Source organism: Ruegeria sp. CI8 (genome assembly GCF_056536865.1).
Genome location: NZ_JBQFQL010000003.1, coordinates 234,457 through 260,515, shown reverse-complemented (window position 1 = coordinate 260,515; position 26,059 = coordinate 234,457). Strand labels below are relative to the sequence as shown.

At 62.6% G+C, this 26,059-nt stretch carries 24 protein-coding genes; 9 read left to right on the top strand and 15 right to left on the bottom strand.

From position 1 onward, the window contains the following. Positions 1 to 18 precede the first annotated feature (18 nt). The 7 genes from ACR0DA_RS14550 to ACR0DA_RS14520 form a co-directional block, all read right to left on the bottom strand. A complete protein-coding gene (locus ACR0DA_RS14550) occupies positions 19 to 1,359 on the bottom strand; it encodes an NAD(P)/FAD-dependent oxidoreductase (RefSeq protein ID WP_480754620.1) in 1,341 nt (446 codons plus the stop codon). Then, positions 1,356 to 2,852: an aldehyde dehydrogenase gene (locus ACR0DA_RS14545; protein ID WP_170371952.1), complete on the bottom strand. Its 1,497-nt coding sequence runs from the start codon at positions 2,850 to 2,852 to the stop codon at positions 1,356 to 1,358. The genes ACR0DA_RS14550 and ACR0DA_RS14545 overlap by 4 nt, the downstream gene beginning before the upstream one ends. A 3-nt stretch (positions 2,853 to 2,855) precedes the next feature. Beyond that, positions 2,856 to 3,773, bottom strand: a complete 918-nt coding sequence (locus ACR0DA_RS14540) for a dihydrodipicolinate synthase family protein (protein ID WP_170371950.1) — start codon at positions 3,771 to 3,773, stop codon at positions 2,856 to 2,858. Positions 3,774 to 3,925: 152 nt separating this feature from the next. Beyond that, positions 3,926 to 5,077, bottom strand: a complete 1,152-nt coding sequence (gene nagA / locus ACR0DA_RS14535) for an N-acetylglucosamine-6-phosphate deacetylase (RefSeq protein WP_480754618.1) — start codon at positions 5,075 to 5,077, stop codon at positions 3,926 to 3,928. Next, the gene (locus ACR0DA_RS14530) at positions 5,074 to 6,105 is read right to left on the bottom strand and encodes an SIS domain-containing protein (protein ID WP_480754616.1); all 1,032 of its coding nucleotides are present in this window, start codon (positions 6,103 to 6,105) and stop codon (positions 5,074 to 5,076) included. Before ACR0DA_RS14530 ends, nagA begins: the two co-directional genes overlap by 4 nt. Positions 6,106 to 6,113: 8 nt before the next feature. After that, positions 6,114 to 6,881 carry a GntR family transcriptional regulator gene (locus ACR0DA_RS14525; protein ID WP_480754614.1) on the bottom strand — a complete coding sequence of 256 codons (768 nt, stop codon included), beginning with the start codon at positions 6,879 to 6,881 and terminating at the stop codon, positions 6,114 to 6,116. Then, positions 6,878 to 7,765 (bottom strand): glucosamine kinase nucleotide-binding domain-containing protein, encoded by an 888-nt coding sequence (locus ACR0DA_RS14520; RefSeq protein WP_480754613.1) that lies wholly within the window; start codon positions 7,763 to 7,765, stop codon positions 6,878 to 6,880. The genes ACR0DA_RS14525 and ACR0DA_RS14520 overlap by 4 nt, the downstream gene beginning before the upstream one ends. A gap of 157 nt (positions 7,766 to 7,922) precedes the next feature. On the opposite strand from ACR0DA_RS14520, the gene ACR0DA_RS14515 reads away from it, so the two are divergent. From ACR0DA_RS14515 to ACR0DA_RS14490, 6 genes are all read left to right on the top strand, one after another. Further along, positions 7,923 to 8,816, top strand: coding sequence for an N-acetylmuramic acid 6-phosphate etherase (locus tag ACR0DA_RS14515; RefSeq protein ID WP_480754612.1), 894 nt, complete (start codon positions 7,923 to 7,925; stop codon positions 8,814 to 8,816). 31 nt (positions 8,817 to 8,847) lie between these two features. Beyond that, positions 8,848 to 10,098, top strand: coding sequence for an ABC transporter substrate-binding protein (locus ACR0DA_RS14510; RefSeq protein ID WP_170341178.1), 1,251 nt, complete (start codon positions 8,848 to 8,850; stop codon positions 10,096 to 10,098). Between the two features lie 68 nt (positions 10,099 to 10,166). Next, on the top strand, positions 10,167 to 11,081 hold the full coding sequence (locus ACR0DA_RS14505; RefSeq protein WP_093963180.1) for a carbohydrate ABC transporter permease: 915 nt from the start codon (positions 10,167 to 10,169) through the stop codon (positions 11,079 to 11,081). Between the two features lie 14 nt (positions 11,082 to 11,095). Further along, positions 11,096 to 11,935 (top strand): carbohydrate ABC transporter permease, encoded by an 840-nt coding sequence (locus ACR0DA_RS14500; RefSeq protein WP_170341791.1) that lies wholly within the window; start codon positions 11,096 to 11,098, stop codon positions 11,933 to 11,935. Next, positions 11,932 to 12,960 (top strand): Gfo/Idh/MocA family protein, encoded by a 1,029-nt coding sequence (locus ACR0DA_RS14495; RefSeq protein WP_480754610.1) that lies wholly within the window; start codon positions 11,932 to 11,934, stop codon positions 12,958 to 12,960. Before ACR0DA_RS14500 ends, ACR0DA_RS14495 begins: the two co-directional genes overlap by 4 nt. Position 12,961: 1 nt before the next feature. Beyond that, positions 12,962 to 13,957, top strand: a complete 996-nt coding sequence (locus ACR0DA_RS14490) for an ABC transporter ATP-binding protein (protein WP_480754609.1) — start codon at positions 12,962 to 12,964, stop codon at positions 13,955 to 13,957. Between the two features lie 10 nt (positions 13,958 to 13,967). On the opposite strand, the gene ACR0DA_RS14485 is transcribed toward ACR0DA_RS14490, so the two are convergent. Next, positions 13,968 to 14,669, bottom strand: coding sequence for a Crp/Fnr family transcriptional regulator (locus ACR0DA_RS14485; RefSeq protein WP_170359769.1), 702 nt, complete (start codon positions 14,667 to 14,669; stop codon positions 13,968 to 13,970). Positions 14,670 to 14,848: 179 nt separating this feature from the next. Here ACR0DA_RS14485 and hemA point away from each other — a divergent pair, with 179 nt between their 5' ends. After that, positions 14,849 to 16,072, top strand: coding sequence for a 5-aminolevulinate synthase (gene hemA, locus ACR0DA_RS14480; RefSeq protein WP_170599785.1), 1,224 nt, complete (start codon positions 14,849 to 14,851; stop codon positions 16,070 to 16,072). Positions 16,073 to 16,130: 58 nt separating this feature from the next. Here the strand turns inward: hemA and ACR0DA_RS14475 are convergent, their stop codons facing one another. From ACR0DA_RS14475 to ACR0DA_RS14450, 6 genes are read right to left on the bottom strand one after another with little or no spacing between them, the layout of a single operon-like run. Beyond that, positions 16,131 to 16,406 (bottom strand): cytochrome C oxidase subunit IV family protein, encoded by a 276-nt coding sequence (locus ACR0DA_RS14475; RefSeq protein WP_170599787.1) that lies wholly within the window; start codon positions 16,404 to 16,406, stop codon positions 16,131 to 16,133. Between the two features lie 4 nt (positions 16,407 to 16,410). Beyond that, entirely contained in the window at positions 16,411 to 16,959 is a 549-nt protein-coding gene (locus ACR0DA_RS14470) for a cytochrome c oxidase subunit 3 (protein WP_480754607.1), read from the bottom strand. Beyond that, positions 16,956 to 18,878, bottom strand: coding sequence for a nitric oxide reductase activation protein NorD (locus tag ACR0DA_RS14465; protein ID WP_480754605.1), 1,923 nt, complete (start codon positions 18,876 to 18,878; stop codon positions 16,956 to 16,958). Before ACR0DA_RS14465 ends, ACR0DA_RS14470 begins: the two co-directional genes overlap by 4 nt. Before the next feature lie 8 nt (positions 18,879 to 18,886). Then, positions 18,887 to 19,702, bottom strand: coding sequence for a CbbQ/NirQ/NorQ/GpvN family protein (locus ACR0DA_RS14460; RefSeq protein WP_170599793.1), 816 nt, complete (start codon positions 19,700 to 19,702; stop codon positions 18,887 to 18,889). Beyond that, entirely contained in the window at positions 19,702 to 21,069 is a 1,368-nt protein-coding gene (locus tag ACR0DA_RS14455; protein ID WP_170359704.1) for a cbb3-type cytochrome c oxidase subunit I, read from the bottom strand. The genes ACR0DA_RS14460 and ACR0DA_RS14455 overlap by 1 nt, the downstream gene beginning before the upstream one ends. Positions 21,070 to 21,084: 15 nt before the next feature. Next, positions 21,085 to 21,534 (bottom strand): c-type cytochrome, encoded by a 450-nt coding sequence (locus ACR0DA_RS14450; protein ID WP_005977183.1) that lies wholly within the window; start codon positions 21,532 to 21,534, stop codon positions 21,085 to 21,087. A 244-nt stretch (positions 21,535 to 21,778) separates the two neighbouring features. Here ACR0DA_RS14450 and ACR0DA_RS14445 point away from each other — a divergent pair, with 244 nt between their 5' ends. Beyond that, complete coding sequence (locus ACR0DA_RS14445; RefSeq protein ID WP_170371927.1) at positions 21,779 to 22,885, top strand: Hint domain-containing protein; 1,107 nt, start codon at positions 21,779 to 21,781, stop codon at positions 22,883 to 22,885. A 5-nt stretch (positions 22,886 to 22,890) separates the two neighbouring features. Here ACR0DA_RS14445 and ACR0DA_RS14440 read toward each other — a convergent pair whose 3' ends face one another. Further along, entirely contained in the window at positions 22,891 to 24,084 is a 1,194-nt protein-coding gene (locus ACR0DA_RS14440) for an NnrS family protein (RefSeq protein WP_480754603.1), read from the bottom strand. Between the two features lie 233 nt (positions 24,085 to 24,317). On the opposite strand from ACR0DA_RS14440, the gene ACR0DA_RS14435 reads away from it, so the two are divergent. Further along, on the top strand, positions 24,318 to 25,994 hold the full coding sequence (locus tag ACR0DA_RS14435; RefSeq protein ID WP_170359698.1) for a cytochrome D1 domain-containing protein: 1,677 nt from the start codon (positions 24,318 to 24,320) through the stop codon (positions 25,992 to 25,994). Positions 25,995 to 26,059 lie beyond the last annotated feature (65 nt).

The window sequence follows — 26,059 nt, the reverse complement described above, 5'->3', positions numbered from 1 at the left end:
CTGTCAGGCGGGCCTTTTTCATTCGTTGCGCGCGCGCCATTCCTTCCAGCGCAGCACCATGTTGGCGCCGACCTCAGACAACGGTCGGGGCGGCAGGCGTTTGGGACGGTCCTCGGCACCGAAATGATCGCTGATCCCGGACCGCACGCCACAGGCCATCTCGGCCGCGGCGATCCCGGTCAGGGTGCCGCGCGCGGTGCCCAACCCGTTCTGGACGCAGGCGGAATAAACGCCGGTCTCGATCTCGCGGGTGACCGAGACACCGTTCAGGCTCAGGCACAGATGGCCGGCCCATTCGTACTCCATCGCGATGCTGCGCAGCTGTGGAAAGCGCCGGTCGAACTTGCGCCGCATCACCGCAGCTGCGCGCCGCAGGTCCGATGCCCGCACCTCCATGCCCGGGCGCAGCACAGCACAGGTGCGGGTGATGATCCGGTTGCCGCCCTGCCCGGTGTCGATCCGGCGCATGGTGGTGCCCATTGGATCGGACGGAGTCACGCCCCAGCGCGGCCGGCCACCCAGCCGGGCCAGCGCATCGGCCTCCAGTTCTCGCGTCATCGCCGCGAACAGAAACAGCTGCATCAGCCGGCCACGTTCCACCCCGAAACTTTCCAGATGGCCGTTCACCGACAGGATCAGCCGGCCGGTCGAGACCTGCCCGCGCGCCGTCTGCACCCGCCAGCCCGCCCCGTCGCGCTGGAACCCAGTGACCGCGCCGTGTTCAAAAATCTGTACCCCATCGGCCGCCAACCCCGCCGCCAAACCGCGCACATAGCCCGCCGGCTGCAGCATGACCGTGCCCGGAGTATACAGCCCCGAGACATAGTGCCCGGACCCGGTAAGGTCCTGCATTTGCTGCCGGTCCAGCGTCTCGGACCGCTCGCCGAGGCTGTCCAGATGGCGGGCATAGCTTTGGTTGTGCGCATGTCCCGCCGGGCTGGCCGCGCCGTTCACTTTGCCCGCCGGATCGAAATAGTTGGGGTCGATGCCGTAGTCCTCGACTGCCGCGCGGGCAAAGGCAATGGCCTGCCGGTTCAGCCTGATCATCGCCCGGTCATCGCCCGCCCCGGCATAGTCGTCCGAGGCCAGGTCATGCGGCAGATCGATCATGAAGCCCGAGTTGCGCCCCGCCGCGCCTTCCGCCACACGCCCGGCTTCAAGCACCACGATCCGCGCATCGGGCACCAGCTGCCGCAGACGCCGCGCCGCAGACAGCCCGGCAAAACCGGCGCCCACGATGGTGAAATCTGCGGTGATATTGTCCGAAAGCTGCCGCGCGGGAGGTTGCGGGCCCAGCAGGGCATTCCACGCCGCCGGGCCGCGCTGCAGCGGTAGGCGGCAAGCGGTGAACCGCGTCAATCCACCGCCTCGTCGGCATCATCAGACAGGTCGATCCACAGCGTCTTCAGCTGCGTGTACTGGTCATGCGCGTGCAGCCCGTTGTCCCGCCCGCCAAAGCCCGACTGCTTGTAGCCGCCGAACGGGGTCGAGATGTCGCCCTCGCCAAAGCTGTTCACCGTCACGGTCCCGGCCCGGATCGCGCGGGCGCCGCGCAGGGCGCGCTTGGCATTGGCCGTGAACAGCGACGCGCACAGCCCATATGGCGTGTCATTGGCCATCGCGATGGCCTCATCGAACCCCGCGACCTCGATCACCGACAGAACGGGGCCAAAGATCTCCTCGCGCGCCAGCGGCGCGTCATTGTCCGGCAGCTCGACCACGGTTGCCTCGACGAACCCGTTCTCGGCCTTGCCGCCCAGAAGGACTGACGGCGCCTTGTCCAGATAGCCGCAGACCTTGCTGAAATGGTCTTTGCTGACCAGCGCGCCCAGCCGGGTTGCAGGGTCCAACGGATCGCCCACAGTCCACTGACGGGCGTGATGGGCGATGCGCTCCAGCAACTCGGGTTTGACCGCACGATGCACGATCAGGCGCGACGTGGCCGAGCAATTCTCGCCCATGTTCCAGAACGCTCCGTTCATCACATGGGCGGCAACCCGGTCGAGGTTCTCGGCATCCTCCATCACGATGGCCGGGTTCTTGCCGCCCATTTCCAGCACCACCTCCTTGGCGTTGCTTTCGGCCGCATAGGACAGGAATTTCTTGCCCGTCACGGTCGATCCGGTGAAGGACACCATGTCGATATCCATGTGCCGCCCGATGGGTTCACCCACCTCGGCGCCGCCACCCGGAACTACGTTCAAAACCCCGCGCGGCAGCCCGGCCTCGGCCGCCAGCTCGGCCAGACGCAGGGCGGTCAGCGGGGTTTCCATCGCCGGCTTCACCACCACCGAGCACCCGGCCGCCAGCGCCGGGCCGATCTTCCAGGCCAGCATCAGCAAGGGGAAGTTCCACGGCAGCACCAGCCCCACCACCCCGATCGGTTCGCGTAGGATCATCGCGATGTGGTCGTCGCTTGCAGGCGCGACTTGATCGTAAATCTTGTCGATCGCCTCGGCGTGCCATTTCAGGCAGTGGACCGCCTCGGGCACATCCACGGTTTCGCAGTCAAAGATGGTCTTGCCGCTGTCGATGCTTTCCATCACCGCCAGTTCACGGGCATTGCGGGTCATCAGCTTGGCCAGGCGGATCAACACATCCTTGCGCGCCGACGGGTGCAGGCGCGACCAGCGGCGGTCGTCGAAGGACTCGCGCGCCTTCTCCACGGCCAGGTTCACATCGGCGGCGGCGCAGGCCGCGACCTCGGTCAGCACCGCGCCTGTGGCCGGGTTCACCGTGGGAAACACCGCGCCCGAGATCGCCGGACGATAGCCGCCGTCGATGAAGGCGCCGGTGGGCAGGTTCAGCCCGGCGGCGATGGATGCGTATTCGTCCCGTGTCAACAAGCCCATGCCTCAGCCCTCCGTCATGATGTCTGCGATCTTGCGTTTCAGCACGCGGGTCACCTGTTCCAGCGCGCGCTTGTCATCCTTGTTCAGCCCCTTCAGAGGCGGCCGAACCGCGCCTGCCGGGATGCCGTTCATCGTGACCCCATGCTTGATGGTCTGGATGAACTTGCCGCCCTGTTCGAGGACCCGCATCAACGGCATCAGCGCCGACATGATCCGGCGGCCCTTGGCGAAATCGCCTTGCAACACGCAGGCCTCATAAAGCGCCACATGCTCGCGCGGCAGAAAATTCGACCCGCCACAGACCCAGAACGGCGCGCCCCAAGCGAAGAATTCCAGCGCCTGATCGTCCATGCCGCAGCCGAGCTGAATATGCGGATAGTCCCGCGCCAGCATGTGTACACGGTTGATGTCGCCCGAGCTTTCCTTGATGCCGCAGAAATTGCGGCTGCGCCCGACACGGTCGAGGAACTCAGCCCCCATCATCGTGCCGGTGCGGTGCGGATAATTGTACAGCATCACCGGCAGATCGGCCGCCTTGTCGATGACCAGCGCATTAAGGGCGTTTTCCCGGTCGGTCGGCACCGAATAGGGCGGGCTGGCCAGCAGGATGGCATCGGCCCCGATCTGGCGCGCGCCTTGGGCCAACGCGATCGAATCCGGCGTCAACATCGCGCCGGTCCCGACCACCAAAGGCAGCCGACCCTTCAGTCGTTGGTGGGTAAAACGCGCCAGTTCCAGCCTTTCATCGACGGTCTGGGCATAGTTTTCGCCGGTGGATCCGCCCGAGATCAGACCGTGCACGCCATTCTCGACCAGGTATTCGATCACCTCGGCCAAGGCATCCCAATCGACGCTATAATCATCCGCATAGGGCGTCACCACCGGGGTATAGATCCCCTGAAATCTGAACACGGGCGTCATCTCAATCCTCTTGCCGGGCACGCGTGAAGCTTGCGCCCGACACCAAGGCTAAGAAAAATACAAGATGTGCACAATGTAGATTCCCGACATGAACGGCCCAGGGTCCGACATGTCGAGGAAAATCAGACGACCATGGGTCGCCGTGGACACCGTCAGTCCAGTGCCTGACCTTCCTGCCAGACCCGGAGAAGCCCATGATCGGAGACATGCAGCACATTGGCGCGGGCACCGGCCGCCAAACGGCCAAGATCCGATCTACCGATCAAGTCCGCAGGCAACCGGGTCGCCATGTCGAAAGCAGCTTGCAAAGGCAGTTGCGCAAATGCAACCACGTTGCGAACCGCGTCCAACAGCTCGAGATGCGCACCGGCGAGCGTTCCATCGGCGAGGGTCAACCGGTTGCCGTCGCGCAAGATCTGCCGTCCGTTCAGCAGGAAGCTGTCGATATCCGATCCGGCGGTCGCCATCGCGTCGCTGACAAGGAAGACACTACCCGGCCCATTTTTTGCCCGGATGGCATTGCGCACTGAAACCGGGTGGACGTGAATTCCATCAGCGATCAGGCCCGCAGACAGCTCGCCAAGCGCCAGCGCAGCGCCTACGACGCCGGGCTCTCGGTTACCCATCTGGCTCTGAGCATTGAACAAATGTGTGACGCAACGCGCCCCGGCCTGAGCCGCTTTCTGACAGGTTTCAAAACTCGCATCCGTATGGCCCAGCGAGACGACGATCCCCGCTTGGGTCATGGCGTGTATCTGATCATCCGTCACGCTTTCCGGCGCCACCGTAACCTTGAGAATCGGCAACCGTGCGGCTGTGTCCAGCAACAAATCCAGATCAGCCTGCGCCATTGGTCGGATCAGGGCAGCATCATGTGCACCCTTGCGGGCTTGGGACAGGTGCGGACCTTCCAGATGAAGCCCGACAATGCCGGGAACACCCTCGTTCACGGCTGCAATCGTGGCCGCGATGGCCCGGCGCGTGACCTCAGGCGTATCCGTGATCAGCGTCGGCAAGATCGACGTTGCTCCGATACACGCATGTGCCACCGACATGGTGCGGAGCGTTTCCAGATCCGGGGCGTTGTTCAGCATTGCCCCGCCGCCGCCATTGACCTGCAGATCGACGAAGCCCGGAACCAGCAGGCCACCGTCAAGCTGCGACACCCTCGCTGTGCCAGGAGTGTTCGAGACAGGCGTCACGCCCTCGATACGCCCTTCCGCGAACAGAAGGACATGATCCTGCAGGATACCTGCAGGGGTCAGAATGTCCGCGCCCGCCAGAGCCTGCAGTTCGCTGGTCATACGGTTTCCGTCACCTTGTTCAGATGCCGCGGTGCGTCCGGATCGATCCCGCGCGAGGCGGCAAAGGCCTCGACCATCGCGTAGAAGGAGACGATCAGGCTCAGAGGATCAGTCAGGGAATGCCCCGTGCGGACATTAGGAATGCGGGTCGCGGCAGTAACCCTGTCCGTGGTCGCAAAGACACGGGCACCCTTGGCGCTGATTGCGTCGGCCACCTCCGCCAACGCAGGCTCCGCCGCATCTGCCGCTGCAAAGCTGAGTACCGGAAAACCGTCCTCGACGATGGACACCGGCCCGTGCAGAACCTCGGCCGAGGAATAGCTTTCAGCGTGCAACTGGCAGGTCTCCTTGAACTTCAGCGCAGCTTCGTTCGATACGGCCAGTGCCTGACCTCGGCCAAGCGTGAACAATGACGGGTGAGCACCGATAGCGTCACGCACTTCGGGCCAATCGATCCGGGCCGCCTGATCCAGCTGCTCGGGCAGGTCGCGCAACGCCGCCAGCAACGCCTCATCCTGCCCCCACTCTGCCAACAGCCACAAGCCGGCCACCGCCGATGTGACGAATGTCTTGGTGGCCGCAACACTCAGTTCGGGCCCTGCCTGTATATCTATGGCGTGATCGCTGACTTCGGCCAACGGTGAAGCCGCGTCGTTGGTCAACGCTACTGTCAATGCGCCGTCGCGTCGGGCATTGCGGGCCATGGCCACGATGTCGGGGCTTTTGCCGGATTGCGACACCGACAGGCACATCGCCTGGCGCATGCGCAGAACCGAGTCGTAGATTGATCCGATCGACGGCCCGACCGAGGCCACCGGCACACCCAACAGGATTTCCGAGGCGTATTTGAGATAGGTGCAGACGTGATCGGAAGACCCGCGTGCGACCGTCACGATAAATGTCGGGTCCAGTTCGCGGGCAACCGAGGCGACCGCCTCAATATCTGCCTGACCCCGGCTAAAAAGCCGCTCTACGGCCACAGGGATTTCATCAATTTCCCGGCGCATCCGGGTGATCTGCTGTTGCATGATGTGTCCTAGCTGTTGGCCAACCGCAATTCGGCGACAAAATCATAGGCGTCGCCGCGATAGATCGACCGAGTGAATTCAACGACCCGCCGATTGGACAGGTATGATGTTCGAACGATGCGCAGTCCGGCCGCACCGGGTTCGACCCCAAGCAAACCCGCGTCGGCGCTGTCCAGATTGATCGCCGATATGCGCTGCAGCGCCCGTACTGGCCGGTTTCCATCCCGCTCCAGGACTTCATACAACGAGGCTTCAACCTCCTGCGGGCGCGGCAGAATGTCGATCGGCAGCGAGGCCCGTTCGATAGCCATGGGCCGATCATTCGCCATACGCAGACGCGAGATGCGCGCAACCGCTTCACCCGAGGACAGGGCCAGCGCCATCACCTCCTCGGGCGACGGAGTGTGCACACCGCGCTCAAGCCACTCGCTTGAGGATTCAAGACCGCGTCGATTCATGTCCTCGGTGAACGAGGTCAGCCGTGACAGGGATTGCTCGACCCGAGGCGTGCCGTCGGCCACGAAACTGCCCGAGCCCTGGCGCTGAATGACGATTCCCCGATCTACCAGATCCTGCATCGCCCGACGCACGGTGACGCGGGAAAGGCCCGTGAGGTTTGCGATCTCGCGTTCGGCCGGGAGCGGTGCACTTTCCGCCAGCAGACCATTCTCGATGCCCTCTTCGATCCGCTTGCGCAACCGAACGTACCGCGGCCCCACGGCCTGCTGCATCCAGTCACCGGTCCCGAGGAAGGTTTCGATCGTTTCGGCGGTCATGCTGCCCCCAATCTGGCGCGCTCGGCCAGCTGTGCGGCGAGCTGGAGCGCCCCGTCAAGGGGGGTGCCCGCCGGTTCGATCATCACGCTCTGCACCTCGGCGGAAAGATAGGGGATGTAATGCGATGCCACCCCGCCCACTGCACAGACCGGCTCGGCATCATCGCGACCAAGGGCCTGAAGCCCTGCAGCGACATAGTCGGCGCCCTCGCGCATCAGGGCCACGGCCACCACATCGCCTTTTTGAGCCGCCGCAATGATTTCGGGTGCGAAGTCTGCGATTTCGGCTGGCCGCGCCTGCCCCGCAAATCGCACGATCTGCATCGGGTCTTCGTCAAAACGTCTGCGTACGGATCGTGTCAGCGCGCTGTCAGGGGTTATTCCATCCGCTGCAAGCAACACCCGCCGCAGCAGCTGCTGTCCTAGCCAATACCCGGACGCATCATCACCGATGAGTGCCCCATATCCGCCAATCAACCGGATTTCGCCATTTCTTTGCCGCGCCAGGAACGATCCGGTGCCGATCCCGATCAAACATCCATCGACCGGCCCCAACGCCCCAACCACGGCCGAGCGGCGGTCATCCTCGACCTGCACAATGCGCGATGGCAGGTGCCGTGCGATTTCAGCGCCTGTGTCCGCGTCGGTCACGCCAGCAAGCCCTGCGTAGATCGGAATCCCGGTCAAAGCCGCTTCGGGCATCGCAGCACGCTCGGCCAGAGCCCGCAGCCCGGCATTCAGCGTTGAGATAGCCGCCGCGCGATCCGAATAGACATTGGCGCTTCCCAGAACCAGATCATGCCGCCCGGTGGGGCCGGCCATGGCAAACCGGCAGCGCGTACCGCCACCGTCAATTGCAATGAGATATGGGAGGGACTCATCCATATAGATACCTTTACAATACCTTTTGGCTGAAAAAAAGACCTCTTGTGGTCAAGATTCGCTATTTTTTGCGCTTTTTGGTGGTTATTTGGCGATTTGAAACGAATGGTAGACAAAAGGTATTATATAGGTATTATCTTCGGTGCCAAGGGGGAATCACATGACGCCGCACATGCTGCCGCAAACCGAAATGCTGCGCGACGAATCCGAGGGGCTGGATCTGCGCCCGGACACCGAAGTTCTGCGCCTGCTGCTGGATGCGCAGAAAGCCGCGCTGAACGGGCTGGATGCCTGCCTTCCGGATATCTCGAAAGGTGCGGCATTGATGGCAGAAACCATCCGCGCCGGCGGGCGGCTCTATTATGCCGCCGCCGGGTCGTCCGGGCTGATGGGCTTGGCCGATGGGGCGGAAATACCGGGGACATTCGGCCTGTCGCCAGATTCAATCGCCATCTGCATGGCCGGCGGCATACCAACCGGGGCAGAGATGCCGGGCCACACCGAAGATGACACTCGGACGGCCGAAATCGCCGCCGCCGACCTCCGCCCCACGGACACGGTGATCGCGATATCCGCCAGCGGCACCACGCCCTACCCGTTGACCTTTGCCGGAATTGCAAAGTCCCGCGGCGCCAAAACCATCTGCATCGCCAACAACGCCGACGCTCCGCTGTTCGAGCACGCCAATTGCGCAATTTGCCTGAACACCCCGCCCGAAGTCATTGCCGGATCGACCCGACTGGGCGCCGCAACCGCGCAAAAGGCGGCGCTCAACATGCTCTCGACACTCATGGGTGTCAGGTTGGGACATGTGCATGACGGCATGATGGTCAACGTAGTCGCCGACAATGCCAAGCTGCGTCAGCGCGCGGAAGGAATCATCCGGAACATAACCGGCGCCACACCTCAGCGCGCCGCTGATGCCCTCGATCGCGCCGAAGGCAACCTGAAGCTTGCCGTACTTTTGGCCGCCGGCGCCGAAACACGGGCGCAGGCCCGTGAACTGCTGACGGCATCGGGCGGCCATCTGCGCCCTGCGTTGGACCAGATTTGAACCAAGAAGAAGACCAAAGGGAGAATACATCATGAGAACAACCACACTGACCGCCGTGCTACTGGCGTCATCGGCCCTGGCCGGTGCGGCAATGGCCGAAACCACGCTGACCATCGAGAGCTGGCGCAACGACGACCTGGCCCTGTGGCAAGAAAAGATCATCCCGGCCTTTGAGGCCAAGCATCCCGACATCAAGATCAAGTTCACCCCGTCGGCCCCGGCGGAATACAACGCCGCCCTGAACGCCAAACTGGATGCCGGTTCGGCCGGAGACCTGATTACCTGCCGTCCCTTCGACACCTCACTTGGCCTGTACGAGGCAGGCAAACTGGCCGATCTTTCTGACCTGGAAGGCATGGCAAATTTCTCGGACGTCGCCAAATCGGCGTGGCAGACCGATGACGGATCGGCCACCTTCTGCGTGCCGATGGCCTCGGTGATCCACGGATTCATCTACAACAAGGACGCGTTCGACGAGCTGGGCCTGTCGGTTCCGGAAACCGAAGCCGAGTTCTTTGCCGTTCTGGACAAGATCAAGGAAGACGGCACCTATATCCCCATGGCCATGGGCACCAATGACCAGTGGGAAGCGGCCACCATGGGTTACAACAACATCGGGCCGAACTACTGGAAGGGCGAAGAAGGTCGCCTCGCCTTGATCGAAGGTTCTCAGAAACTGACGGACGAGCCGTGGGTCGCCCCCTACCGCCAGCTGGCCAAATGGGGCGCCTATCTGGGCGACGGGTTCGAAGCGCAGACCTATCCCGACAGCCAGAACCTGTTCACACTGGGCCGCGCCGCCATCTATCCGGCCGGCAGCTGGGAGATCAGCGGCTTCAACAACCTGGCCGATTTCGAGATGGGCGCCTTCAAGCCGCCGGTCCAGAATGCCGGGGACGAGTGCTATATCTCGGATCACACCGACATCGCCATTGGTCTGAACGCGGCGTCGCCCAACGCCGATGCGGCACGCACCTTCCTGAACTGGGTCGGTTCCGAGGAATTCGCGCAGATCTATGCAAACGCGCTGCCCGGCTTCTTTTCTCTCTCCAGCTTCGATGTGGCGATGGAGGACCCATTGGCACAGGAATTCGTCAGCTGGCGGAACGAGTGCAACTCGACCATCCGGTCCACCTATCAGATCCTGTCGCGTGGAACGCCCAACCTTGAGAACGAGACCTGGAACGCATCGGCTCAGGTGATCAAGGGCGAGGAATCGCCCGAGGACGCCGGCAAGCGCCTGCAGGACGGGTTGGCCAGCTGGTACGCCCCGCACCAGTAAACCGTCTTTCGTAACGCAAACGGCTCTGGCCAGACGGCCAGAGCCACCCTGAGCTTTCGAGGAACAACATGGGCAATCGCCGGATCAAATGGCACATCGTGGTGTTTCTGGCACCCGCAGTGCTGGTCTACTCGGCCGTCATGGTCTTTCCGCTGTTCAACACGCTGCGGCTGGCGCTTTACACCGAGGTCGATCAGGCCCGTGTGTTCGTAGGCTTGGACAACTTCCGCACCCTGTTCGGCGACCCTATTTGGTCGGATGCGTTCTGGAACGCACTGGGCAACAATTTCTGGTTCTTCTTCATCCACATGCTGGTGCAGAATCCGATCGGGATCGCACTGGCGGCGATCCTCAGCCACCCACGCCTGCGCTTTGCGGCGTTTTACCGATCGGCCATCTTCATTCCGACGATCCTGTCCTTCGTGATCGTTGGCTTCGCCTGGAAGCTGATCCTGTCGCCGATCTGGGGCATCGCCCCCGATATGCTGGCCGCGGTCGGACTCAAATCTCTGTTCGCGCCTTGGCTGGGCAAAGAGGAATACGCGCTGACCACGCTGGCCCTGATTTCGGTCTGGCAGTTCGTGGGCATTCCGATGATGTTGATCTATGCCGCCCTGCTGTCGATCCCCGAAGAGATCCTCGAGGCTGCCGAAGTCGAAGGCATCACCGGCATGTCCGCATTCTGGAAGATCAAGCTGCCGCTGATCCTGCCTTCGATCGGCATCATCTCGATCCTGACGTTTGTCGGTAATTTCAATGCGTTCGACCTGATCTACGCATCCCAAGGTGCTCTGGCGGGGCCGGACTTCTCGACCGACATCCTTGGCACGTTCATGTACCGGACCTTCTTCGGGTTCCAATTGCAGCTCGGTGACCCGCATATGGGATCGGCCATCGCAACGGGCATGTTCGCCATCATCCTGACGGGGGTCTGCATCTATCTGTTCCTGATCCAGACCCGCATCCGCCGGTATCAGTTCTGAGGGGCCCGAGGAGAATGAACAAAGCCCGCAGAAACCCCTTCAACATCGCCGCCATGCATGGCGCGCTGATCCTCTATACGCTGATCGCCCTGTTTCCGGTCTTCGTGATCGTGATCAACAGCTTCAAATCGCGAAAGGCGATCTTCCGTGAACCGTTGGCGCTGCCGGATGCCGACTCGTTCTCGATGATCGGATACCAGACGGTGATGAAACAAGGCGACTTCTTCCTGTATTTCCAGAATTCGATGATTGTCACCGTCGTGTCGCTGTTCCTGATCCTGCTGTTCGGCGCAATGGCGGCTTTCGCGCTCAGCGAATACCGGTTCAAAGGCAACACGCTGATGGGCCTGTACCTTGCATTGGGCATCATGATTCCGATCCGCATCGGCACGGTTGCGATCCTGGACATGATGGTGGCGACCGGTCTGGTCAACACGCTGATGGCGCTGATCCTCGTCTACACCGCACAGGGCCTGCCGCTGGCCGTATTCATCCTGTCCGAGTTCATGCGGCAAGTCAGCGACGACCTCAAGAACGCAGGCCGCATCGACGGGCTGAGCGAATACACCATCTTCTTCCGCCTTGTTCTGCCGCTGGTGCGTCCGGCGATGGCGACCGTGGCCGTGTTCAACATGATCCCGATCTGGAACGACCTGTGGTTCCCGCTGATCCTGGCCCCGGCCGAAGAGACCAAGACCCTGACCCTCGGTAGCCAGGTCTTCATCGGTCAGTTCGTCACCGACTGGAACGCGGTGCTTTCCGCGCTCAGCATGGCGATCCTGCCGGTCATGGTTCTGTATGTCATCTTCTCGCGGCAACTGATCCGCGGGATCACTTCGGGGGCGGTCAAATGATCCGGGTTCTGATCGCAGGTTTGGGAAACATGGGCCTCAGCCACGCGCTGGCGCATCATCACCATCCCGACGCCCAGATCGTGGGTCTGGTGAACCGATCCGGGACAGTGGATCACCCGTATTTTCAGGGGTATCCGGTCTTCACCGATTTCAATACGGCGCTTGCAGACACCAACCCTGATCTGGCCGTGATTGCCACCTATTCCGACAGCCATGCTGACTATGCCTGTGCCGCGATGGACGCCGGTGCGCATGTCTTTGTCGAGAAACCCCTGGCCACCACGGTCGCAGACGCACGCCGTGTGGTAGAAAAGGCCACTGACACCAACCGCAAGTTGGTGGTTGGTTACATCCTTCGGCATCACCCCTCGTGGATGCGGCTGATATCCGAGGCGCGCGACTTGGGCGGCCCCTATGTCTTTCGCCTGAACCTGAACCAGCAGTCCGACGGCCCGACATGGGAGACGCACAAGGCGCTGATGCAAACCACCTCACCCATCGTGGACTGCGGTGTGCATTACGTCGACGTCATGTGCCAGATTACCGATGCCCGGCCCGTTCGGGTCAACGGCATGGGCCTGCGTTTGTCGGATGAGATCGCACCCGACATGTACAATTACGGCCAGTTCCAGGTGGTGTTCGAAGATGGCTCGGTTGGTTGGTACGAGGCTGGTTGGGGTCCTATGATGTCCGAAACGGCGTTCTTCGTGAAAGATATCGTTTCACCCAATGGCGCGGTTTCCATAACCGAGGGCAACAAGGGCGCATCCGACGATGTGGACGGCCACACGAAGGTAGGCGGCATTCTGGTGCACAAAGCCAGCGGCGACACCCTGATCGAGATGGATGGCGAACCCGGCCACCAGGAACTGTGCGACGCCGAACAAGCCTACATGCTGCAAACCATCGCGCAGGACATCGACCTGACCCGCCACATGAATGACGCGGTGCAATCCCTGCGGATCTGCCTTGCCGCCGACCAAAGCATTCGATCCGGCCAGCCGGTCGACCTGAAGGAGACGTGACGTGACCGCCCTGAAACTGACCAATGTGTGCAAGTCCTTCGGACAGGTAAACGTGCTGAAAAACATCGACCTGACCGTCGAGGAAAACGAATTCGTGGTCTTTGTAGGCCCCTCGGGATGCGGCAAGTCCACCCTGCTGCGCGTGATCGCGGGGCTTGAAGAGGCGACCTCGGGAACGGTCGAAATCGATGGCCAGACCGTCAACGAGGTCCCACCCGCCAAGCGCGGCATCGCAATGGTGTTCCAGTCTTATGCGCTGTATCCGCATCTGACTGTTCGGGGGAACATGGAACTGGGCTTGAAGCAGGCCGGGCATCCCAAGGACGAAATCGCGCGCCGCATCACCGAAGCCAGCCGCATGTTGTCGCTGGATCCCTATCTTGAACGTCGCCCGGCCGAGTTGTCCGGCGGTCAGCGCCAGCGCGTCGCGATCGGCCGCGCGATCGTGCGCAACCCCAAACTGTTCCTGTTCGATGAACCGCTGTCGAACCTGGATGCCGCGTTGCGCCTGAACACCCGGGTCGAAATCGCAAACCTGCACCGCCAGATCGACGCCAGCATGATCTACGTGACCCACGACCAGACCGAGGCGATGACTTTGGCGGACAAGATCGTCGTGTTGCGGGACGGCCGAGTCGAACAGATCGGCAGCCCGATGGAGCTGTACAACAACCCCGCCAACCGGTTCGTGGCCGAGTTCATCGGATCTCCGGCGATGAATTTCTTGCCCGCCGATCGGATCGGTGGATCTGGCCGGCAACTTATCGGCATTCGCCCTGAATACGCTCGCCTTGGGCAGACGGGTCCGCTGTCAGGCACAGTCGTTCACGTGGAAAACCTTGGCGCAGATACCAACGTGTTGGTCGATATCGGTACCGAAAAGCCTTTTACCGTTCGGGCCTTTGGTCAGCATCAGGTGTCCCCGGGGACACAGGTCGGCATCGACTATGATCCGGCCAATGCACTGACCTTCGGAGAGGACGGGTTGCGGGTTTGACCGGGCGCGTTCAGCGACCCCAATTGTCGGCCGGGTCGCTGTCGGCATAGTCTCGCAGCTGCGGAATGTTCGAGATTTCCGCGTGGTTGCGGTTGATCTTTACTCCCACCGCCTTGAGCCGTGAAAACGCACGGCTCAGGCTTTCGGGCTTCATGCCCAGACGCCCGGCGATCAGCATCTTGTCATAAGGCAGCTCGACTTCGCAGGCGCCTTCGTCGCAATCACACAGGTTCAGCAGGAACTCGGCCACCCGCTGCGCCCCGGTCTGGGCCTTGAGCTGTTCCAGCTGGGACACCAGCGAATGCAGATGGGTGAAGGTCGAAGCCAGGATCGAGATCCCGATCTCGGGGTCGGTCTTCATCAAGGAAATCAGCACCGGGCTGGGAATGTGCATGATCTCGCAGGCCGAGACCGCCTCGGCCGAAACCGGATAGGGCACGTTGCGCAGCGCTACCGCTTCGCCAAAGCTTTCGCCGCGGGTAAAGACGCTGACCACGGCCTCAGCCCCCGTGGGCGACATGCGGAACAGCTTGACCCATCCGGCCAGCACCACATGCACGGCCTGGGCGCTTTCTTCCTGCACAAAGATCGTCTCGCCACGGTCATACTGACGCCAGATCGCGTGGCTCAGCAGGGTTTCGACATGCTGATCCGGCAGGCTTTTGAGCAGCAGCGACTGCCGCGCAATGGCTTTTTGTGCTTCATGCGCCACGAAGGCATCCCCTTTTGTCCGGCCGAAAACCCGGCCCATCCATCCCTGCGCCAGCCTATGCCAAACCCGCGCGCCGCGCACCACCCTTTTCCCGGCGTCGCTTGACTATTGTCATGTTCCCGGCGTGCGCGCACCCATAGTCTGCCCGCCAACAGCCAGTTTTCCGGGGAGATCGAGACATGGATTACGAGCGTTTTTTCAGCCAGAGCCTCAGCGACCTGAAGGCCGAGGGCAACTATCGTGTCTTCATCGACCTGCAGCGCAAATGCGGCGCCTTTCCCAATGCCCGCCAGACCGATGGCGCGGCGGCACGGGACGTGCGCATCTGGTGTTCGAACGACTATCTGGGCATGGGCCAGCACCCGTCGGTTCTGGCGGCGATGCATGATGCGCTGGACCGCTGCGGCGCCGGTGCGGGCGGCACCCGCAACATTTCCGGCACCACCCATGACCACGTCCTGTTGGAACACGAACTGGCCGACCTGCACGGGAAAGAGGCGGCGCTGCTGTTCACCTCCGGCTACGTCTCGAACTGGGCGGCGCTGGGGACGCTAGCGGCAAAGATCCCCGGCCTGATCGTGTTCTCGGACGCGCTGAACCATGCCTCGATGATCGAGGGCATCCGCCATTCGCGGGCGCAGAAGGTGATCTGGAAGCACAACGATCTGGACGACCTGCGCGCCAAGCTGGCCGCCGCCGACCCCGAGGCGCCCAAGATGATCGCCTTTGAATCGGTCTATTCGATGGACGGCGACATCGCTCCGATCAAGGAAATCTGCGACCTGGCCGATGAATTCGGCGCCATGACCTATCTGGACGAGGTCCATGCCGTCGGCCTCTATGGTCCCCGCGGCGGCGGCATCGCCGAGCGCGAGGGTCTGATGCACCGTCTGACCGTGATCGAGGGCACGCTGGGCAAGGCCTTCGGCGTGGTGGGCGGCTATATCGCCGCGTCGGCCGCGCTGTGCGACTTCGTGCGCAGCTTTGCCAGCGGCTTCATCTTCACCACCGCCCTGCCCCCGGCAATCGCCGCCGGGGCGGCGGCCTCGATCCGGCATCTGAAGCAATCGAATGCGGAACGCGACCTGCAGAAGGCGCGCGTGGCCCAGGTGCGCGCCCGGCTCGACGCCGTGGGCATCCCGCATCTGCCCAACCCCAGCCACATCATCCCGGTATTGGTCGGCGACCCGGTCAAGTGCAAGTTCATCTCGGACACGCTGTTGGAGGAGTTCGGCATCTACATCCAGCCGATCAACTATCCCACCGTGCCCAAAGGCACCGAGCGGCTGCGCATCACGCCCTCGCCCGTACATACCGATGCCGATATCGACCATCTAGTCGGCGCGCTCTCGGCGCTGTGGCAACGGTGCCAGATCGCCCGGATGCCGATGGCCGCGCAATAGATTTCTGTCCCTGAACTGGCAAGCCGCCGTGCCCCTGTGCGCGGCGGTTCTTTTTGCCTCAGACCAGGTAGAGCGCGAAGATCAGTGCCGCAAAGGTTCTCAGCACCAGCGTGAAGCCCCGCAGCCAGGCCGGGCTGCGTTCAAGATCGAGATACCGCGCCAGGATGATGCGGGCCTTGAACAGGGCCAGCAGCAGGATGCCGCCCCCGACCAGCCGGGGCTCAATGGGCACGAGGGTCAGTAGGGCCGAGGCCAGGCTGAGCGCGATCAGGCTGGCCCAGGCGTGGGTCAGACGATCCGCATGGGTGTATCGGGCAAAAGAAAAACTCGGCATTGCGTCACCCCAGCAGGTAGATCACCGGAAACAGCAGGATCCAGACCAGATCGACCATGTGCCAGAACTGGCCGCCGGCCTCGATATTGCGGGGATCGTCGCGCCGGGCGACAAGCAGCAGAATGGCGACCCCGGCCAGCACATGCGCGGCATGGAACCCGGTGAGAAGGTAGTAGAACAGGAAGAACGGATGGGTCTCGTAGCTGATGCCCTGCGCGGCCTTGCCGGCATATTCCGCGCCCTTGATGATCAGGAATACCACGCCCAGCAGGGCTGCACCGATCAGGGCCAGCCTTGCGGCGCCGCGGCGCGCCGCCTGTCGCCAGCGCAGCGCCTGCGCCGCCAGAAAGCCCGAGGTGACCAGAACCCCCGTATTGAGCGCGGCCCCGGTGCGGTAGAGATGTGATTGCGCCTCGGCAAAGCCCGCCGGGTCGGTCAGGCGGACGCCCATGAAGGCGATGAGACCGGCCCCGAACACCAAAAGTTCCGAGACGATCAGAACCCACATCAGCAATTCGCCGGGCAGCTCGTCGATCAGCGAAGCATCGCTCATGCGCCGACCAGTTGGCGATAGATCTGCGGCAGGGCCATGGTCAGGCGGTTGGGGTCGGGGATCACCGCGAACCCGCCCTGCCCGAACATGCGCGGGAACCAGCTTTTGCCGGTCTTGTCGATGGTCACGCCAAAGACCGACTGCCCCGCCCGGCGGGCCTCGCGGATCGCCATGCAGGTGTCCTCGATGCCGTGGCGGCCCTCGTAATGGTCGAGGTCGTTGGGCTTGCCGTCGGTGATCACCAGCAGCAGCCGGCGTTTGCGCGCCTGCGCCGCCAGATCGGCCGAGGCATGACGGATCGCCGCCCCCAGCCGCGTGTAATGGCCCGGCCGCAGCGACGCGATGCGCTGCTCCACGGTGGCGGTCATGGGCTCATTGAACTTTTTACAGCGCTGCACATAGACCCGCTGGCGTTTCAGCGAACTGAAGGCGTGGATGGCAAAATCGTCGCCGCAGGCGTTCAGACCCCAGGCCAGCGCCGCCAGTGCCTCGCGTTCGATATCGATCACCGCACGCCCCGCGACCGCGCTTTCGGTCGAGCGGCTTACGTCCAGCAGGATCGACACCGCCAGGTCGCGCGCCTCGGGACGGGATTGCATCCAGATGCGCTCGTTGCCCTCGCCATTGGCGCGGCGGTCCACGGCGCTGCGCACGGCGGCCTCGATATCCAGCTGGTCGCCGTCCAGATGGCCGCGGGTCATCACGCGGCCCGGGCGCAGGGCCTCGAACTGGCGTTTGACGGCGCGGATGCGGCGGGCGGTGGCCGGGTCCTTGCCGAAATCGGCGGCATCCTCGCGAATCTCGGCATCCGAAGTCAGAACGTTGACGTGATCGGGCAGATACTGCCCCGTGCGCACATCCCATTCCGGGTACAGCACACGCCCCGAAAGGCGCTCGCGGTTCACGTCTTCGGGCGCGAGATCGAGATGCAGCTTCAGCCGCGTCGGCGGCGCCTTCGATATCTGGCCCAGCCCGATTTCGTCCTGATCGTCGGCGGCCTTTTTCGCGTTGTCCGGGTCGTCATCGTCGATCCGGCGGTTGAGGTTCAGGAATTCAGCCCAGCTGAGGATCGCCTCGAACTTGTGCAGGATCAAACTGTCCTGCCGCTCGGCCTGGTCGGATTTGCGGCGGCGGGCGCGATGGGTCTTTTCGCCCGATTCCTCGGGCGGGCCGTCGGTGTCGCGGCTTTCGACCTCGGTGTGTTCGGAAAAGGCGACCGCGCGCAGTTCGGGCCACAGCGGCACCGGGCGAAACGGCTGGTACCCGCGCGGGGCGGCCACGTCGTCACCCAGGGCGTCGTAGGCCCGGGCGCGGGCGGACAGGGGGGCCGGGTCGCCCAGCATCCGGCGGATCAGGTCCTCGACGGCGGCCTCGGCCGGGGGCAGGTCGGGCAGGTCGCGCTGATGCAGCACGCCCTTGCACAGCTCGGTGTAAAGCGGGCGCAGGCCCGGCGCGTCCTCGAGCGTTGCGGCGACCATCGCGCGGGCCGCCTGCAGAGCGCGGATGTCGGCGCGCAGAGGATCGTCCTCGTCGATGCGGGTTCCGGCATGGGCGGCCACCGCCGCCAACCAGACATAAAGCGCGCCATTGGCTTCGCGCGCGGGAAACACCGCCAGCCGGTCGGGCAGGCGCAGGACCTCGCCGTCGAAACTGGCGCGCGGGATCAGTTCGGCCTCGGTGGCCAGCTTGCGCCGCCAGCCCAGCCGGTGACGCGAGAGCTCGGGCGAAACCGGGCGCAGTTCGACGCCCGGACTGCCCCCAAGCCCCCGGAAAAGAACGGCCAGCCGCCCCGCGACCTGCGACAGGTCGACCGCGGCTCCTTCGTGCACCTCTGGTGCATCAAGGCGGCTGGCAAGGCTGTGCCACAGTTTCCCGATGGTTTCTTCGGGTTCCCATGGCTCAAAGTCGATCCTGACCATCGCCGGCCTCACCCAAAGACGGCGGTGACAAGATCGAGGAGCCCGCGTTTGATATCCTCGTCATCGGTGAGAGGTTCGATCATGGCGGCAAGGATGGCGCGGTCGGTGGACATGCCCTGCGCGATCAGCGTCGCGGCATAGACGACCAGGCGGGTGGACACGCCTTCCTCGAGGTCCTGACCCTTGAGCCCGCGCAGCTTTCCCGCCAGCCGCACCAGCGGTTTGCAGCGGTCCAGCGGCAGTCCGCTTTCCTGCGCGACCACCTCGGCCTCCAACTGAGGCGAAGGAAAGTCGAATTCCAGCGAGATGAACCGCTGCCGGGTCGAGGGTTTGAGGGTTTTCAGGATGTTCTGATAGCCGGGGTTGTAGGACGCCACCAGCATGAAGCCGGGCGCGGCCTCAAGCTCTTCTCCGGTGCGGTCGATCGGCAGGATGCGCCGGTCGTCGGTCAGCGGGTGCAGCACCACGGTCACGTCCTTGCGCGCCTCGACCACCTCATCAAGGTAACAGATCGCACCTTCGCGCACGGCGCGGGTCAGAGGGCCATCGACCCAGACCGTCTCGCCGCCTTTCAGCAGGTAGCGCCCGATCAGGTCGGCGGCGGCCAGGTCGTCGTGGCAGGCCACGGTATAGAGCGGCCGGCCCAGGCTGGCGGCCATATGGGCCACGAAGCGGGTCTTGCCGCAACCTGTCGGGCCTTTCAGCAGGACCGGCAGCTTGTTGGTATAGGCGGCGGCGAACACGTCGCATTCGTCGCCCTGGGGCAGGTAGAAGGGGGCGTCTGCCGCCCCCGTTCCCAGTTTCATGGAGCCGTCCATATCCATCACTCCGCAGGAGTTTCCGCGACGCCGGGTTCGATGACCTCTTTGCGCGGAACCCAGATCGAGTAGATGAACAGCAGCGCACCGATGACCACGACCAGACCGGAGCCGAAGCGCATCCAGTAGAAGATCGCGACCTGATCCTGCACATCCATGTAGTAGTCACCCACCACGCGCTGCATGTGCGTCTGGACGGTGCCGGCAAAGGTCAGCACGAAGGTCATGAAGACCATGCCGCCGGTCATCAGCCAGAACGAGGCCATGTTCAGCACCTGATTGTACGGATCACGGTTCTTCAGGATCGGCATCGCATAGGTGAAGATCGCCAGGTTGAGGCAGACATAGGCGCCGTAGAAGGCCAGGTGCCCGTGCGCCGCCGTGATCTGCGTACCGTGGGTATAGTAGTTCACCCCGTGCAGCGTGTGCAGGAAGCCCCAGACGCCGGCGCCGAAGAAGGCCAGCGTGGCACAGCCCAGCGACCACAGCAGCGCGGCCTTGTTGGGGTGGTCCCGACGGCCCTTCCAGACCATGACGAACGCAAAGGCCATCATCGCAAAGAACGGGATCACCTCGAGGCTTGAGAAGATCGACCCGATCCACTGCCAGTAACCCGGCGTACCGATCCAGTAGTAGTGGTGGCCGGTGCCCAAAATGCCCGAGAACAACGCGGCGGCGACGATGACATACAGCCATTTCTCGACCACTTCGCGGTCAACTCCGGTCAGCTTGAGCATCAGGTAGGCCAGGATCGAGGCCATGATCAGCTCCCACACGCCTTCGACCCACAGGTGAACGACGTACCACCAGTACTGCTTGTCGAGGCTCAGGTTGCCCGGGTTGTAGAAGGCGAACAGGAACAGCAGCGCCAGACCCCAGAGGCCCAGCAGCAGGATGTTGGTGATGGCGGTCTTCTTGCCCTTCAGAACGGTCAACGACACGTTGTAGAGGAAGATCAGCGCCGCCACGACGATGCCGGCCTTGACCCATTTGGGTTGTTCAAGGAACTCGCGCCCCTCTTTGCCCAGCAGCCAGTTGCCTTCGAACAGGTTGAAGACATAGGTCAGCACCACACCCAGCGTACCCAAGATCAGGATCGCCAGCTGGATATAGGCCAGCTTGGTCGAGTGGATCTCGCGCTCGGCCTCTTCGGGGATCAGGAAATAGGCCGCGCCGAAAAAGCCGGTAATCAGCCACACGATCAGCGCGTTGGTGTGCAGCATCCGCACGATGTTGAACGGCAGAAGCTCGCTCAGAAAATTGGGGGATACATAGATCCAGCCGGCCAGCAGACCGCCGATCACCTGGATCGCGAACAGGCCCATTGCGAATGCGAAATAGGCATAGGCCACTTTTTGGGATTCGTATTTCATTGCTCCGTTCCCTTCTCAACCCGCGTCATTCGGGGGCCAGTCCTGAGCGTCGATATTGTCCGTCCAGATCAGGAAGTTGGCCAGATCACGGATCTCTTCGTCGCTGAGGTTGAACCTTGGCATCTGCCGGCGACCGGGAATGCCGGTGGGTTGCGCCTCCATCCAGCCCTTGAGGGATTCAAAGGCCGATTCCGGGTCGTCCAGAACGCCCCAGCGGGTCATCACGTTGGCGACTTCGGGGGCGAAATAGGCACCCTCACCCATGATCGAGTGACAGTTGATGCAGGCGTGTTTTTCCCAGACGTGTTTGCCCCGGATCACGCTCTCATCCAGCTTCGCCGAGTTCGGCGAATTGACGATGTACAGGTGTGAGTGGGCCGACAGGGCCAGAAAGATTAAAATGAAGAACAGTGACCCGCCATAGAATATGTTGCGGGCCATGCTCTTGGTCATGACTTCTCGCATTGCGCTCTCCTTTGCGCCGCTTTGCTGGTGGGGGGACAATGGCGGGATGGGCGGTTTGCCGCCTTAACGAAAGTCAAGACTCTGTCCTGGCACACGGCCAATAGGCTACATTCCCTTAAAATAAGCGTGAAATGCCCCGAAATCGCCTTGAACCGCTGTTATCAGGGTGCGAAGTCAGATGGAGTTTCCGGATCCGTGATGTGCTGTTCCGGTGTCTTTGATTGAGCGAGTGAACGAGTAAGAGATGGCGAACTATTCCTATATCGGCTACGCGCCAGGGGTGATTTCACTTAGTTTTACCGGGTTTAACTCCGGTACCATCACTCTGAGTTCAGGCTATGATCCGAACACCGATCGCCGGGTATTTGACGTAACCGACGCGGCCGGTGGAACGCTCGTGAACGGAGATCCGGACAACGGAACTGATTTCAACGGCGACCGTTTCAACAACGAAGTCGGCGATGACCTGACACAGACAGGCGTCGTCACCAGCCTTGACGGATCAACCACCTTTGATTCCGGCGCTATCTATCTGGAAGAATCCTACGCCCTGACCAAACCGGGCGGCGGTACGATCGATGTTTTCCGGGTCGAGGTTGAAGGGAATCTTGTCGGATACATCACGTCCGAACCTTTGGTACCCGGTACCGCCTATTCCTTCATTCGTTCGAATGTGACCCCTTCAAACGCTCCGGACACCACCGATCCCACAGCCATTGTCGACGTGCCCTGTTTTACCGCCGGTACGCTGATCGAAACACCCACCGGCGCCAAGGCGATAGAAGATCTGGCCGAAGGCGATCTGGTGCTGACGCTCGATCACGGCCCGCAACCGATTCGCTGGATCGGCTCGCGCATCCTGACGTCGGTCGATTTGCAGGCCAACCCACGCCTGCGTCCGATCTGTGTATTAGCCGGAGCGCTGGGGGCCGGCCTGCCGCGGCGCGACCTGCGGGTCTCTCCGCAGCACCGGATGCTGGTTCGCTCGGCGATCGCCGTGCGCATGTTCGACGCCCAAGAGGTGCTGATCCCAGCCCACAAGCTGGTCGGCGTTCCCCGCGTTCATGTCGATGAAACCGCCAGCAGCGTGACGTATTACCACATTCTGTTCGACCGCCATGAAATCGTGACCGCCGAGGGGGCTCCGTCGGAAAGCCTGTACACCGGGCCCGAAGCACTCAAAAGCATCGGCCGCGATGCCCGAGACGAGATATTCGAGATTTTCCCCGAGCTTGACGACCCGGATCATGTCCCGATCGCCGCTCGGCCCATTCCCGAAACCGGCAAGCGTGCGCGGCACATGATCCATCGGCATGTCAAAAACGCGCGACCATTGATCGACCGGGCTTGAGCCGCTCAGGACGGTACCGCACGCGGACCCACCAAGGCCGGCCACATCGCCACCACATACAGCGCCATCGCGCTGATCCACAGGCCGTCAGCGACCAGCATGGCGGTCAGAAATTGCGCGTCCAACCCGGACCCAATCCAGCGCAAAATCGCAGCCAGAGCCATCGCACCGTAGGCGACGACCACCGGCGCGGGGGCGACCAGCGCCCGTCCGCTATGGCCAAGCGCCGCGCGGCTCATGACCGCCAGGGTCATGCCACCGACGCAGCCGATGCCCAACACATGCAGCGCACCAAGTTCACTGCCGAGGCCCAACAAGCCCATTCCCAACAGAACCAGTCCAAGGCCCAGCATCCCCAAGGCCAGATGCAGCGCAAACAGAATCGGCTGCCGGACAGCCCAAGCCCCCCGCCAACCTGACAGGCGCAAGCCCTGTATCGCTCCGAGGACCAGCGCCAAAATCGCGACCGCGTGCCCGGCCCCGAAGATCAGCATCACAGCGGGCAGCAGCAGGGCCAGCACCATGTTGCTTTTTTCCATCCAATCGCGACTGACAGGCCACTCAGCTTCGGGCACGCCTGCGCGCTTCATTGCGTTGCGCGTAAAGGCCGGAGTGATCCGACCACCCAGAATGGAGATCATGGAACACAAGGCCAGCAGTCCTGTACGCAGACCGACATCGAGGGTTCCGACCGTCACACCGATCCAGTCCAGATGGGTCAACAGGTTGGACACCCAGATGTAGGCCAGCAACAGAAGAAAGATCATGTTCTGCGGTTTTGGTCGCCGGATCAGCTGGGTGGCGATCTTGGCCGCAAGAACCGGCACGAAGGCGAGATCGAGCACCGCGACAATCACCGGGTCGATCACACCCGAAAACCACAGCGCCACGCGCCCGGCCAACCACAGCGCCGCCGCAGCGGCAATAAACAAACGCCGCGCCTCAGGGGCACCGGTCCAGTTGGGAACGGCGGTCAGAAAGAACCCGCCCAGTGCGGCACTGGCATAGCCGAAAATCATCTCGTGCGCGTGCCACATCGGCGGGCTCATGGCAGAGGGCGCTTCGGTCCACATTTCAATCCCGGCCAACGTTGCCAGCCACCCCCCCCAGGCCAGACCGGCAAACACGCCGTAAAGACCTGCAAACAGAAAAAAGACCCGGAACCCCTCACCCATAACGCGCGTGATTGCCGATGGCATGCCTGCTCTCCTTGGCCAAGCTGTTCGATGGCCAAGCACTAGCAACCGGCGGACCCGCGCCCCTTAACCAAAATCAAGCGTCGGCGAAAACATGACCCCAAAAAGCACTTATTTTCATGGCTTTTTTCCGCGTCATTTCCGTCTGAACACCCCCTCCGTTGACTTTCGTCAAGGAGAAGACGCCCGTCCCGGCGCAGTGTCCGGCCTGCCTCACCAGCAAACGGAGAGTGATCATGTCACTTGGAATCAGCCATTACACCACCGGCCGCGCCTTCAGGGTCGGTCTGGCCATGTTGTTGGGCAGCGTCGCTGCTCCGACATTCGCCGAAGAGCCAACCCTGAGCGACGAGGCCTTCGAGGCTTCGAAACAGCTCTACTTCGAACAATGTGCCGGCTGCCACGGCGTGCTGCGCAAGGGCGCCACCGGCAAGAACCTCGAGCCACACTGGAAGAAAACCGCAGCCGACGGCACCGTGACCGAAGGCGGCACCCTGCAACTGGGCCAGGAGCGCCTTGAAAAGATCATCGCGTGGGGCACCGAAGGCGGTATGAACAACTTCTCGGACATCATGACCGAGGAGCAGATCCGCGACATGGCGACCTACATCATGATGGACCCACCCAAGCCGCCGGAAATGTCGCTGGAACAGATGAAGGCGACCCGCAAGGTCTATGTCGAAGAGGCAGACTATCCGACCGAGCCTCTGCATGGTCGCAATTGGGAGAACTTCTTCGTCGTGATCGAACGTGACGTGGGCAAGGTTGCCGTAATCGACGGCGACACCAAAGAGGTGCTGACCCACATCCCCACCGGCTATGCCGTGCACGTTCTGAAAGCGTCCGAACACCACAGCCTGACCGAACCGGAACATCCCGGCCGTTTCTGGTACACCATGGGTCGCGACGGCAAGATGACCAAAATCGACCTCTGGCAGACGCCGGACAAGATGTTGGTCTCGGAGGTCAAGATCGCCTATGACGCCCGCGACGTCGCAGTTTCCGGCGATGGCAAATACGTCATCGGTGGTGGTTACTGGCCGCCGCACTTCGCGATCGTTGACGCCAAAACCATGGAACCGCTCAAGGTCGTTTCGACCCGCGGCGTGAACGTGGACGGCGACTATGTCGAAGAAAGCCGCGTGGCCGCGATCTACACGACACCGAACGAACCGACCTGGATCGTCGCCGTGAAAGAGTTGGGCCAGTTGTGGCAGGTCGATTACACAGACCTCGACAACCTGCGCATCGACAAGATCGACAGCGCCAAGTTCCTGCATGACGGGTTCTTTGACCCGACGGGCCGCTATTTTCAGATCGCCGCGAACGCGTCGAACAAAATGGTGGTCGTCGATACCGAGACCCACAAGCTGGAGGCGATGATCGACACCGCTGCCCTGCCGCACCCCGGACCGGGCGCAAACTGGGTCGATCCGAACTGTGGACCGGTTGCCGGCACGACCCACCTGGGTGTGGGTACCGTGACCGTTTGGGGCAACGACCCCGAAGGCCACCCGGATCAGGCTTGGAAGGTCTGCTACGAAGTAGAGACGGACGGCCCCGGCCTGTTTGTCCGCACCCACCCGAACTCAGACTACATCTGGGCTGACCAGACCAAACACCCCGAGCCGGAAATCCAGCAGTCGGTGCAAGTCATCTCGAAAGAGACCGGCGAGATCGTGAAAACGATCCAGATCACCGAAGACGAAGGCAGTGCCGCCGTTCACTTTGAATTCAATGCCGACGGCACCGAGGTCTGGGTCTCCAAGTGGAACCTGTCGGACTCCAAGGAGCCCAACGGTCAAATCGTGATCTTCGACGCCAAGACGCTGGAAGAGATCGGCCGTATCGACGGGCTCTATGCGCCGACCGGCAAGTTCAACGTCTACAACCGCTCGAACCACGTCACCTGACGGGTTGGCAGCAAGCACAGGAAAGGGCGGGCCCCTCGCCCGCCCTTTCCACGTTTGTCCGCGGC

What these genes read in the sequence shown, in the direction of transcription:
- ACR0DA_RS14545 (WP_170371952.1), bottom strand. Translation starts at nt 2,852, where the DNA reads ATGGGCTTGTTGACACGGGACGAATACGCATCCATCGCCGCCGGGCTG.
- ACR0DA_RS14540 (WP_170371950.1), bottom strand. Translation starts at nt 3,773, where the DNA reads ATGACGCCCGTGTTCAGATTTCAGGGGATCTATACCCCGGTGGTGACG.
- nagA (WP_480754618.1), bottom strand. Translation starts at nt 5,077, where the DNA reads ATGACCAGCGAACTGCAGGCTCTGGCGGGCGCGGACATTCTGACCCCT.
- ACR0DA_RS14530 (WP_480754616.1), bottom strand. Translation starts at nt 6,105, where the DNA reads ATGCAACAGCAGATCACCCGGATGCGCCGGGAAATTGATGAAATCCCT.
- ACR0DA_RS14525 (WP_480754614.1), bottom strand. Translation starts at nt 6,881, where the DNA reads ATGACCGCCGAAACGATCGAAACCTTCCTCGGGACCGGTGACTGGATG.
- ACR0DA_RS14520 (WP_480754613.1), bottom strand. Translation starts at nt 7,765, where the DNA reads ATGGATGAGTCCCTCCCATATCTCATTGCAATTGACGGTGGCGGTACG.
- ACR0DA_RS14515 (WP_480754612.1), top strand. Translation starts at nt 7,923, where the DNA reads ATGACGCCGCACATGCTGCCGCAAACCGAAATGCTGCGCGACGAATCC.
- ACR0DA_RS14510 (WP_170341178.1), top strand. Translation starts at nt 8,848, where the DNA reads ATGAGAACAACCACACTGACCGCCGTGCTACTGGCGTCATCGGCCCTG.
- ACR0DA_RS14505 (WP_093963180.1), top strand. Translation starts at nt 10,167, where the DNA reads ATGGGCAATCGCCGGATCAAATGGCACATCGTGGTGTTTCTGGCACCC.
- ACR0DA_RS14500 (WP_170341791.1), top strand. Translation starts at nt 11,096, where the DNA reads ATGAACAAAGCCCGCAGAAACCCCTTCAACATCGCCGCCATGCATGGC.
- ACR0DA_RS14495 (WP_480754610.1), top strand. Translation starts at nt 11,932, where the DNA reads ATGATCCGGGTTCTGATCGCAGGTTTGGGAAACATGGGCCTCAGCCAC.
- hemA (WP_170599785.1), top strand. Translation starts at nt 14,849, where the DNA reads ATGGATTACGAGCGTTTTTTCAGCCAGAGCCTCAGCGACCTGAAGGCC.
- ACR0DA_RS14475 (WP_170599787.1), bottom strand. Translation starts at nt 16,406, where the DNA reads ATGCCGAGTTTTTCTTTTGCCCGATACACCCATGCGGATCGTCTGACC.
- ACR0DA_RS14470 (WP_480754607.1), bottom strand. Translation starts at nt 16,959, where the DNA reads ATGAGCGATGCTTCGCTGATCGACGAGCTGCCCGGCGAATTGCTGATG.
- ACR0DA_RS14465 (WP_480754605.1), bottom strand. Translation starts at nt 18,878, where the DNA reads ATGGTCAGGATCGACTTTGAGCCATGGGAACCCGAAGAAACCATCGGG.
- ACR0DA_RS14460 (WP_170599793.1), bottom strand. Translation starts at nt 19,702, where the DNA reads ATGGATATGGACGGCTCCATGAAACTGGGAACGGGGGCGGCAGACGCC.
- ACR0DA_RS14455 (WP_170359704.1), bottom strand. Translation starts at nt 21,069, where the DNA reads ATGAAATACGAATCCCAAAAAGTGGCCTATGCCTATTTCGCATTCGCA.
- ACR0DA_RS14450 (WP_005977183.1), bottom strand. Translation starts at nt 21,534, where the DNA reads ATGCGAGAAGTCATGACCAAGAGCATGGCCCGCAACATATTCTATGGC.
- ACR0DA_RS14445 (WP_170371927.1), top strand. Translation starts at nt 21,779, where the DNA reads ATGGCGAACTATTCCTATATCGGCTACGCGCCAGGGGTGATTTCACTT.
- ACR0DA_RS14440 (WP_480754603.1), bottom strand. Translation starts at nt 24,084, where the DNA reads ATGCCATCGGCAATCACGCGCGTTATGGGTGAGGGGTTCCGGGTCTTT.
- ACR0DA_RS14435 (WP_170359698.1), top strand. Translation starts at nt 24,318, where the DNA reads ATGTCACTTGGAATCAGCCATTACACCACCGGCCGCGCCTTCAGGGTC.